Raw genomic sequence first — 10,477 nt, 5'->3', positions numbered from 1 at the left:
CTTTCCCGCGATCACGGCGAAAATGGAGCGTCAGTTTGCGGTGTTGAACAACCGGGCGCAGGTGGCGCTGGTGCCGACAGGTATAGTCGTGTCCACAACCGGGTTCTCGAGGAAGAAACGTTCTTTCGGGTGATTGTGGGATTAACCATCTTCAAGCCGAAGCCGATTCTGCCAAGCCGTTGGCTCCCGGCTATTGTGCAAAACGTGTTGACGCAGCGAACATCCGGCGTGTCGTCGCTCGCCAGCTCCACCCTCACCGACTCCCCCGGCAGCAGGTGGACGCCTTGGGATTCCACTTTGTCGTCGAGCACGTACAGGTCGCGGACGAGGACGTCGGTGGTGACCGTTAGCGTGTCGCCGGCGCGTTCGATCTGCAGGTTCGGCTTGGCGTAGGGGATGTCGCGGTCGCGGCCGAAGAAGTGACGGGTTTGGTCGCTGTTGCGGTGACGGCCATAAAGTCCCCGACATTGGCCGACACCCACTCCCTCCCCCGCTCTGTCGAAGCTACGCGTATTCTTGACCGCTACGGTGATGACTTGCCGGCAATCATGGCGATGCTCGAGCGGCAGTTTGCGGTGCTGCACAATCGGGCGCAGGTGGCGCTGGGGCTGGCGGGGATCGTCGTGTCCACGACCGGCTTTTCCGGGCGACTCGTGGCGGGGACGAACGTCTGGGCACAGTGGCTGATCATCTCCGGGCTCGCGCTGATCCTGGCGTCCGCGGCGATCGTGGTCTGGGGCGTGCTGCACCTGCGCTGGCTCACGATGCAGTGCGGGGAGACGACCGAAGCCTGGCTGGACGCGTCGCTGGCGTACCGCGACAAGAAGACACGGGCGTACCGCGTCGGCGTGATCGTGCTGCTCGTGGGGCTGATCCTGTACGGGGCGGCGCTGGCGGTGACGCTGTTGAACCCGGAAGCCAACGCCCTGCCCGCGCGTGAACGCGTGATGTCTGTAGAATCGCTGCAATGACGGACGTGCTACTGATCGGCAGTTCGATTTTTCGACATTGGGGTGACGGGGCTGCGGAGGCTTTCCCGGGGCGATCGTTCGTCAACATCGCCGTGGGCGGCACGATTTCGGCCGATTGGGTTCCCGACACCGGCACGCAACACCTGCGGGCGATGCTCGTCGAGTACCACCCGGCGGTCGTAGGCTGCTACGTCGGGAGTAACGACATCAACCACGGCATCGAGGCCGGGGCGATCGCGGACAACGTGCTCAGCATCGCCGACGCGGTGACCGCCGCCGGGGCGTGGTTCGCGTACTTCTCGATCATCAAGTGCCCCGACAAGCGCGACAAGCTCGCGAATATCGACGCGGTGCATGAAGGCATCACGGCAGGGCTCATTCGTCGCCCCAACTGTTCGATAGTCGATATCAACCCCGTGTTCGACGGCCGGGACGATTTCTTCCAGGAAGACGGCACACACCTGACGCCCGATGCCTACACGGCCCTGACCAAACACCTCAAGAGGGTCAACATCTACGAACCGACCGGGCCGGCCTGAATCCCGCCCGTGCAAGGTCAGATGCGGAAGATCGCGCCGAGCTTCTTGGCCATGAGGCTGTTGGCCGTGAGGATCGTGAGCGTGAGCATGATCATGGCCCAGACGCCGAGCGCGCTGGCGAGGTAGATACCGGTGCCGAGCGTTTGGGACAGCTCGTAGATCGTCTTGGTGATCGGGTAGTAGTCGGCCCGCTGCGCGAGGATGAGCGAGTCGGACACCTCGAGCATGGCGAAGGCGAAGGCGAGCAGGCCGCCAGCGAGGAGGTTGGCGACGATGAGCGGGACGGTGATCTTGCGCAGCACCGTCGACTTCTTCGCACCGAGGTTGCTCGCGGCCAACTCCAGATCGCGCGGGGTCTGCTGCAAGCCCGCCACGGCCGACCGCACGACGTACGGCAACCGCCGGGCCGCGTACGCCAGCACCAGCAACACCACCGGATACTCCTGCACGTTGAGCCAGAACAGCGGCCCGGCACCGTCGCCGAACAAGCCGGTCCACCACAGGGCCACACCGGTGTCGGCCGTGTTGACGTCGGTGGCGTCGCCGAACCACTGTCGGAAGCCGATCGACATCGAGAGGAATCCGAAGGCCAGCACCAGCCCCGGCACAGCGAGCGGCAACATGGCCAGCGCGTCGATCAGCCCCTTGCCCGGGACATTGCTGCGCACCACGATCACCGCGACGCCGAGCCCGACGATGATCGCCACTGCGGTCGCGATGGTCGCGTAGAACAGAGAGTTCACGATCGAGCCGAAGACCGCCTTGTCGGTCAGCGCGTTGCCGAAGTGCTCGGCCGTGTACGACTGCGGCAGGATCGACTTGTACCAGCCCGGCTCGCCGGCGCCGACGGACGTGATGCTCGTGAAGATCACCGACAGGTGCGGAATGACGGCGATACCAATGACCAACAGGAACAGCAGAATGACCGGGAAGCCGGTGATGAGGTTGAGCTTCTTGGGCGTTGCGGCGACCGACGCCTTGGTCGTCGCCGCGTCGAACCCGCGTCCCAGCAGCAGCTTGCCAATGGCATAAAACAACACGCTCGCGGCCAGCATCACGACCACCAGCGTGTACGCCACCGGGTTCTCCGCCCCCTCGGTGATCATCGTGAACACCTGCACGGGCGTGACCACGTCGTAGTCGAACATCAACGGCGTGCCGAGTTCGGTGAAGCTCCAGATGAACACCAGCGTGCAGCCGGCAAAGACGCCCGGGCGGATCAGCGGCAGCGTCACTTTGCGGAAGACGGTCCAGCGAGAAGCCCCGAGATTGCGGGCGGCCTGCTCCATCGCCGGGTCCATGTTCGCCAGCGCGGCCTGAAGGTTGAGCAGCAGGATCGGATACAGGTGCAGCGCCTCGACGAGCACGATGCCGAAGAGTTGGACTTGTGCGAGCCAGTCGATGCCCGCCTCGGAACCGGGGGCGAACACCTGCGTGAATGGGCCGTACCGACTGAGCACCTGCCGCATGCCGACCGCCCCGACAAACGGCGGCAGCACCAGCGGCACCAACAGCAATCCGCTGAGAATGCCCTTGAACGGAAACTCGTACTTCACGCTGATCGTCGCCAGCGGCAACGCGATGGCGAACGACAACGCCGTCGTGAGAATCGCAATGACGGCCGCGTTCCAAAGACCCTGCAACTTGATCGGATCGGTCAGGACGAGCGTGAGGTAACGCAGCGTCCAATCGCCGTCGGAGTCGCGGAAGCCGGCGATGACGACCTGGCAAATCGGCCAGATGAGAAAGACCGCGAAGAACAGCAGGATCGCCACGGTCAACAGCAGGTGCGGCACCGTCGGCCGGCCCTGCACGCCGAGGCGATGCCAGATACTCACCGTCGGCCGGGTGGCCGCGGGCATGTTGTCGACGGCGGTCATGGGCGTGCGATTGTCGAGGTGGCGGGCGGCGCGTCAAACATTTCCTGAGCCACGGCCGGGTGCGTCATTTTCGCAGGAACCACCATGTACCGTGGATCACGCGGCCGTTGCGGGCGGCGGTCTTGAGGCTGGGTACGTTGCGACCGGCGATGGTGCCGAAGAAAGCCAGCCCGGGGTGATCGGAGGCGAGCATGCGGATCACCTCGCCCTGCGCCGCGGCGGCGGTGCCGTGGCCGACGTGGGCGGGATCGACCGCCTCCTCGTCGACCTGAAAACCGTCGTAGCCAAACTCCGCCATTCGATCGACCCCGAGCAAGCCGGCCCGTTCGCCGTTGCGGTGCCACCAAACGAGCTTTCCGCGCTCTTGGCAGCCGCGGAGTTCGTCGATACTCGAGATGCAGACCCGCTCGTGGATGTGCGGAGCGCGTTCGTGAAAGGCCGCGTAACTCGTCTGCAACCACGACAACGCTTCATCCGGATCAGCGACCGCCAGCTCCACACGATCCGCACACGGCTCTACTTCGCCGAGGTAACCGACGAGCAGGTGCTGGTCCGCCTCGACCTGCCAACCGGCCGGCAACGGCGGCGGCTCCGCACCGGGCGTGTACCAGCGTACCGACTGCGGTTTGAACTTTTGCCAGGCGGTGAGGGCCGCATCGCACCACTCGTGCAGCGGGACATCACCGGTGACCGCTTCCAGATCGACAAACGGCCGCTGCGGGTTGAGATTGAGGAAGCGAATACCGGTGAGCGCGCGGGCATCACCGATTCGCAGTTCCCGATGGAGAAAGTCGTCCGGCTCGATGCCGGGCAGCTTGAAATCGTCGCAAAGCATCGCGGCAAAGTCGCGATCGGTGAGCCAACCAACCCGGTCGCGGATGTAGTCGGACACGTACCGCCTCACGTCGGCATCGTTCCGGGGCGGGCACGCGCCACGCCGCAGACGATCGGCCAAGCTGTCGGTCCACTCCCGCATCGACGAGCATAGCGCAAAAGAACGCCCACGCCGTCGGACGTGGGCGTTCGGAACTGAGGCTGCTTACGCGCGGACGACTTTGAAGTTGTCCCAGGTGTAAGTGCCGTTAGCAGTCTGGGCGTGGATTTCCACGACCAGGTTGGAGCCGGTGACGCCGTTGATGCGGATGTCGCCGTTGCCGACGCCGCCGCGGAAGTTGCCGGCCACCTGCGTCGGGCCACCATCGACGCGGTAGAACACACGCAGGGCATCGCTGCTGGTCACGCCGCTGGCGGCGAGGTCCAGGGCGATGTTGACCGCGCCGCCGGAGATGTCGATCGGCCGGGTGTACCAGACGCCCAGGCCGCCGGTGCTGGTGGCCGTGAACGCACCGTTCTGCACACTGAAGACCGAATCGCCGTCGAGGTTGCAGCGAACGGTCCGCCAGGCAACGGGGCTTTCGGCGGTCGTGGTGCCGTTCGCCTGACCGAAGGCATCGGCGGCCACGGTCGCGCCGTCGGAGCTGCCACCGCCGGCGTTGTCGTCACCGGTGAGCAGGCGGACGTTGTCCCACGAGTAGGTGCCGCCGTTGGTGCGGGTGGCGAACTCGAGCTTGAACGCGCCGGCGGGCAGGTTCTCGACGGTGATGGTTTCGCTGCCGCCGGTGATGCCGCCGCGGTAGCTGCGGAGGAGCTGATCGCCGTCGGACGTGGTGATCTTGATGTTGAGTTGGTCGCCGTTCTGGAACGCGCCGCTGGAGGCGACGTCGAACTTGAGCGTGAGCGGGCCACCTGCGTCGGAGGTGTTCACGCCGGTGGTGTACCAGCTTGCGAAGCCGCCGGTGTTGCGTGCTGTGAACCGGCCGTCATCGACACGGAAGACCGCGCCGTTGCCGAGGCCGCCGCGGAAGGTGCGCCAGTTGAAGTCGCTGCCCTCGCCGCTGATCGCACCGTCGGTCGGGAACGACTCGCTGGCGAAGACCGCCCCGTCGCCGGTGCCGCCACCGCCATTGCCGTCACCGCCGCCGGGGTTGGCGTCGGGCGAGGTGATCTTGACGTTATCGAGGGTGAAGGTGCCCTGCTTGGCCTGGGATTGAACCTCGAACTGGACGTTGTTGCCGGTGATGTTCTCGGCCGTCGCCGTGATGGCGCCGCCGGGCAACGAGCCGCGGTGGAAGTCCATGCGGACGAACGCGCCGCCATCGACGCGGTAGCCGATGTTCACCAGATCGTCGGGGCCGAGGTTGGTCCCGGTGACGTCGATGGAAAGGCCGACGGTCTGGCCGGCGATGTCCAACCTCGAGGTGTACCAGGAGACGAAGCTGGTGGTGCCGGAGATGACGAGCTTGCCATCCTCGACGGCGAGCGTGCCGGCACCGAGACCGCCTCGGAAGGTCCGCCAGGTACCGCCACCCTCGAGGTTGCCGCTGGTCGCGCCTTCGCCGTCATCGAACGACTCGCCGTAGAGCGTGCCGCCCGTCGGGGTGCCACCGCCACCGTTGCCCGAACTGTCGACGCTGTCGGCACCGAGGACGTTCTCGACGTTGGAGCGGATGTTGTCCTGCTCGCCGGCGATGCCGTCGTTGGCGTTGTTGTCGCGGGTGACGGTGATGTTGTCGGCACCGCGGTTGAGGTAATCGACGGTGTCGGTGCCGGCGCCGCCGGAGAAGTCGTCGGCGATGTCACGGCCCGAACCGAGCGTGTCGTTGCCGTTACCGCCCAGGAACTCGACGAAGCCGGACGCGTTGCCCGAATCGAGTTTGTCGTTCCCACCGCCGGCGTCGACGAGCGACATCGGGTTGGAGAACTCCGTCAGGTAGAACTCGTCATCACCGAGCCCGCCGAGCACGGTGGCGCGGAGGAAGGTGGCATCGAGCGTGTCGTTGCCGTCGCCGAGGTTGACGGTGAGCTTGCCCGGGCCGTCGGCCTGGTTGGTCTTGAGCACGTCGTCGCCGTCGCCGAGGTCGACGAAGGCCTCGCCGGTGACGTCGGCGAACGGGATGAAGAAGTTCACGCCGTTGACGCGGACGAAGTAGCTGTCGACGCTGCGATCACCGGCGAGCTCGACGGTGTCGGGGCCATCCGTACCGACGATGCGGAGGTTGCCGTCGTCGTCGACGAAGGCGGGATCGGTCGGCTCATCGACAGTGATGCCGAGGGCTTCCTCGACGTCGGAGCGAATGTTGTCGCCCTCGCCGTCGGCCCCGTCGTTCGCGACGCCGTCGAAAGTGACGAAGAACGGGCCATCGTTGCGACCGCGGTAGTCGACGATGTCAGTGCCGCCGCCGCCGGAAAAATCATCAGCACCGACACCGGAGATGAGCGTGTCATTACCAGCGTCGCCGGTCAGCGTCGATTCGGACTGGAAGGGCACGCCGGTCGTATCGAAGGTGTCATTGCCGTCGCCACCGCTGAGCAGGTCACCGCTAACTCTTGTACGAAGAATGTCGTCGCCGCTGCCGCCGATCAGCGTCGCGCCATTTGAACCGCCAGAATTGTCGATGAGGTCATTTCCTGTACCTCCGTCAACCCGCACAGCGGTGTTGGCGGCCTCAACATTGAGAGGCAAGAAGATTGAATCGGCACCTGAACCACCAAAAACATCGGTGAGCGCGAACGGAACACCTATAAGCTGCAACTCGTCGTCACCGCCGCGAGCGTCGATCTGCCACGATGTAAACGGAGCGACATCGTTGATCTCTGCCAACCGAACCTGAGTGCCATTGACCCTGACGTACTCTTCGACTTCAGCAGGTCCAGGACCCAAGTCCCAAAGCAACGTGATTTCGTCATTCCCTTCGGTACCGAGGATCGTCAGCACGCCGTTGTTGACGACGTAGTCAATCTCGATCCCGTTGCCGCCGGTGTCGGCGAAGATCAGGTTCTCGACGTCGCTGCGGACGTTGTCGTTCTCGGGGCCGTCGTTGTAGACGTTGTCGAGTGTGATGTCGGTCTCGTCGACGTCATTGCGGAAGGAGTAGTCGACGGTGTCGGTGCCGGAGCCGCCGGAGAAATCGTCCTGGGCGGTGGAGCCGATCATGGTGTCGTTGCCGGCCTGGCCGCGGAGGATCGTGTAGCCCAACGCACCGGTGTTGTCGATCAGGTCGTTGCCGTCGAGGCCCTCGAGGACGGCGGAACTACCGCCGGCACCGATGAGCGTGTCGTCGCCGGCGTTGCCGAAGAATCGGTCGGCCCCGGCGATGACTTCCATGCGATCGTTGCCGGCACCACCCTCGGCGGTGTCGTTGCCCGCCCCGCCGACGATGCTGTCGCTGCCGGCACCGCCGCGGAGTTCGTCGTTGTTGTCGCCGCCAAAGAGCTTGTCGCCCAGGGCACCGCCGATGAGCGTGTCATCGCCGGCCTCGCCATAGAGCTCGACACGCAGGTTGGTCAGCTCCGACGCATCGATGCTGTCCTGACCCGCGCCGGCGCGAACGTCGACGTAATCGACATCCGTCACGTCGAACTCGCCAAGGATCAGCGAGTCGCCGATGACGCGCACCGTGGCATTGTTGACGTCGGGTCCGTTAGCGATGGTGATCACCGAGGAACGGGCACCGGCCGTGACCTGCAGAACACGTCCGACGAGTTCGATTTCGAACTCGGCAGGACTGGACCCGCCGCCACCGCCGCCGGACGGAGGCGAGCCGCCGCCGGGACCAGGGTTTTCGTCAAAGGCGGGACCGGTGTAGCCGGGGGAGTAGTTGACCGGGACGTAATCGAAGCCGTCGATCGCGGCCAACTCACCGCCGCCGCGCGTGGCGCGGAGGGTGATGGTGTCCTTGTGGTTGAGGTTGAGTCGGACGGTTCGGGAAGTCTTGTTGTTGACGCCCGGGTTGACGCCGGGCAGGTCCTGGTCACCGACCCAGCTGTCGACGACGGTGCCGTTGACGAGCAACTGGTAGGAGGCTTGGCCGTCGTCTTCGTCGAAGTAGTCGGTGGTGAAATCGTACTGACCGTCAGCCCCGAAGAAGGGGAAGGAAACCTCGCCAGTCTGTCCGCCGGTGAGCCAGATGCCGAGCTTGTCGTCGAGGACGCGGACGTCACCGTTGCGGTAGAGGTTGTAACCGCCGTCGGGGTCGGCGGCCCAGGCGTCGATGGTGCCGACCAGCGGCTTGGCGGCCTCGCGGCCTTGCCCATTGACGAGCGTGCCGTCGATCCATTCCTGGATCGCCGCCCAACGCGGCGAGGTGTCGGTCGGCTGCGTCTGGTACTGCAGCGCGCCCCACGAACCGCCACGCGGACGGGACTCGGAGACGTAGGTGAAGTTCGTGAACAGGTCCATCTCGACCGCGGAGGCCGTGAGGGCCATCTGCTGGTAGAGGCTGTACATGTCCGGGTGGTTGAACGCGGCCTGCATGGCCGGCTGCCACGAGGCGTTGCCGTCACCGTTGGGGTAGAGGTGCTGGCCGGCCTCGTAGGTGAGGAAGAGCTTGTTCTCGTCCTGCGCCCACTTGCTCCACCAGATCAGCTTGGAGTTGTAGCGGTGGTAGTCCTCGGTGATGTCGGCGATCATCTCCTCGGGCGTGGTGTTGCCGTCCCAGGTCGGTAGCGGACGGTTGCCGGCATAGGCGGTCACGGCAACGGCGTCGTACTCGCCCGGCGAGAACTGCTGACGCAACTGATCGGGCTGGAACAAATCCTCGGACGGTTGGCCCGAGACGACACGGATGACCTCGTTGACATCGCGGCCGTTGGACGCGTATGCGTTGCGGAACTGGACGAAGTCCGCCTTCATCTCGGTCGCCTGGCCGGCCCAGTGGTTGGGGTCGCCGTAGCCGTTGGTGCCGTACTTCTGCTGAATAAAGCGGAACGGCTCGGAGCCGGGCACCCACACCTCGTTACCGTATTCGAGGTAGACCTTGAGGTTGGAGTTGAGCTGCTTGGCGACGGTGTCGCCGATGTTGAAGACGGTCTGGTCGTTGGCGAACGGGCTGATGGGTAGCCAGAGGTCGGCATTGATCTCGTTGGAGAGCGCGACCATGTACTCGACGGGCAGGCCGGAGATTTCGGTCTCGAAGCCGGAGGTGTTGTAACGCGGGGTGAAGTACGCGTCGTCGACGTCGGCGAGGTCACCGATCGTCTCGACCGTGGTCGAGTTCGCGTCGGTCCAGAGCATCATGCGGACCGTGTCCACGCCACGCAGCCGCTCGACGTAGAGCGGGTGGAACGGGCTGAAGTCCGCCCCCGGTTCCCAGCGCTGGCCGACGAACGATTGCCCGTTGTAGTCGGGCATCCAGACGTTCATGTCGCGGATCGGCTGGGCGTTGTAGACGCTCTGGTCACCGTTCTTGGCCTGGATGTCGACCGACCAGTTGCCGTTCCAGTTGTCCGGCAACGTGATCTCGGCCCAGTGGGTCACGCCATCGGCGCGGCGACCCTTGTACTCCCAGTCGACGCCGCCGAAGCTCACGACCGCGCCGTCGCCCCGCCATTCCGCCGTGTAGACCCCGCCGGGGTACGCACCGTTCGGGTCACGCAACAGCCACGCGCTGATGCGCGACTGGTTGCCGGTCATCCGGTCTGGGTACAGGTTGTCGTCGACCGAGACCTGCGAGCCGTCGTTGGCGACCCAGTCGCTGGCACGCTTCATGATGTTGGTCAGCGCCCAGTCGATGCGATCGTCGGCGATGTAGTCGACATTGATCGCGACTTCCGTCCCGCCGACGGCGAGGAGCTTGCGTGCTTCAAGTTGCTCCACGCCATCCATGGCCTCGACGAACACGGGCCCGGCGGTGGTGTCAGCCGCGCGCCGAAGTGCTCGACGCTTCTGGAAGGCGGCGTGCTGGCGGACAATGGAACGGCCGAGCTTGTTGAGCAGGCCATGACGGCGAGAAAGGTTGTCGGTCATGTGGTGTCTAAAGGTTGGTTAGCGATTCTCCCAGATACCGACGCTTCGACCACCTCCGTTGACGCAAGCATCGACCGGCGTGGAAAAAGCTCGGTAAGCCCACCCATAATGACGCTGCCGACCTGAAAAAGTCACGCGATCGGCAAAAATTATCAGCCAACCGCCGGCAAAACCGGCGATATGCGAGATTTCTCACACCAAACCGGCATAACCCAACGCCCAAACCGCAAAAGACCGGAATTCGGCGCATGACCGCGGCCGCGACCGGGACTTCCCGGCGCG

Annotated in this window: 6 protein-coding genes; 2 read left to right on the top strand and 4 right to left on the bottom strand. The window is 64.9% G+C overall.

Annotated elements, in window-relative coordinates; translation table 11 throughout:
• Positions 1–11 precede the first annotated feature (11 nt).
• Positions 12–482 carry a hypothetical protein gene (locus AAGD32_17710; protein ID MEM8876084.1) on the bottom strand — a complete coding sequence of 157 codons (471 nt, stop codon included), beginning with the start codon at positions 480–482 and terminating at the stop codon, positions 12–14.
• Positions 483–536: 54 nt separating this feature from the next.
• On the opposite strand from AAGD32_17710, the gene AAGD32_17705 reads away from it, so the two are divergent.
• On the top strand, positions 537–971 hold the full coding sequence (locus tag AAGD32_17705) for a hypothetical protein (GenBank protein MEM8876083.1): 435 nt from the start codon (positions 537–539) through the stop codon (positions 969–971).
• Entirely contained in the window at positions 968–1,510 is a 543-nt protein-coding gene (locus AAGD32_17700) for a GDSL-type esterase/lipase family protein (protein MEM8876082.1), read from the top strand. The genes AAGD32_17705 and AAGD32_17700 overlap by 4 nt, the downstream gene beginning before the upstream one ends.
• A gap of 17 nt (positions 1,511–1,527) precedes the next feature.
• Here the strand turns inward: AAGD32_17700 and AAGD32_17695 are convergent, their stop codons facing one another.
• From AAGD32_17695 to AAGD32_17685, 3 genes are all read right to left on the bottom strand, one after another.
• Positions 1,528–3,390, bottom strand: coding sequence for an iron ABC transporter permease (locus AAGD32_17695; GenBank protein ID MEM8876081.1), 1,863 nt, complete (start codon positions 3,388–3,390; stop codon positions 1,528–1,530).
• Positions 3,391–3,454: 64 nt separating this feature from the next.
• Positions 3,455–4,366, bottom strand: a complete 912-nt coding sequence (locus AAGD32_17690; GenBank protein MEM8876080.1) for a hypothetical protein — start codon at positions 4,364–4,366, stop codon at positions 3,455–3,457.
• A 63-nt stretch (positions 4,367–4,429) separates the two neighbouring features.
• Entirely contained in the window at positions 4,430–10,195 is a 5,766-nt protein-coding gene (locus tag AAGD32_17685) for a calcium-binding protein (protein MEM8876079.1), read from the bottom strand.
• Positions 10,196–10,477 lie beyond the last annotated feature (282 nt).

The organism is Planctomycetota bacterium, assembly GCA_039182125.1.
Classification (GTDB): domain Bacteria; phylum Planctomycetota; class Phycisphaerae; order Tepidisphaerales; family Tepidisphaeraceae; genus JBCDCH01.
Note: the sequence above shows the minus strand (reverse complement) of the source record. Positions and strands in the feature narration are given on the sequence as shown.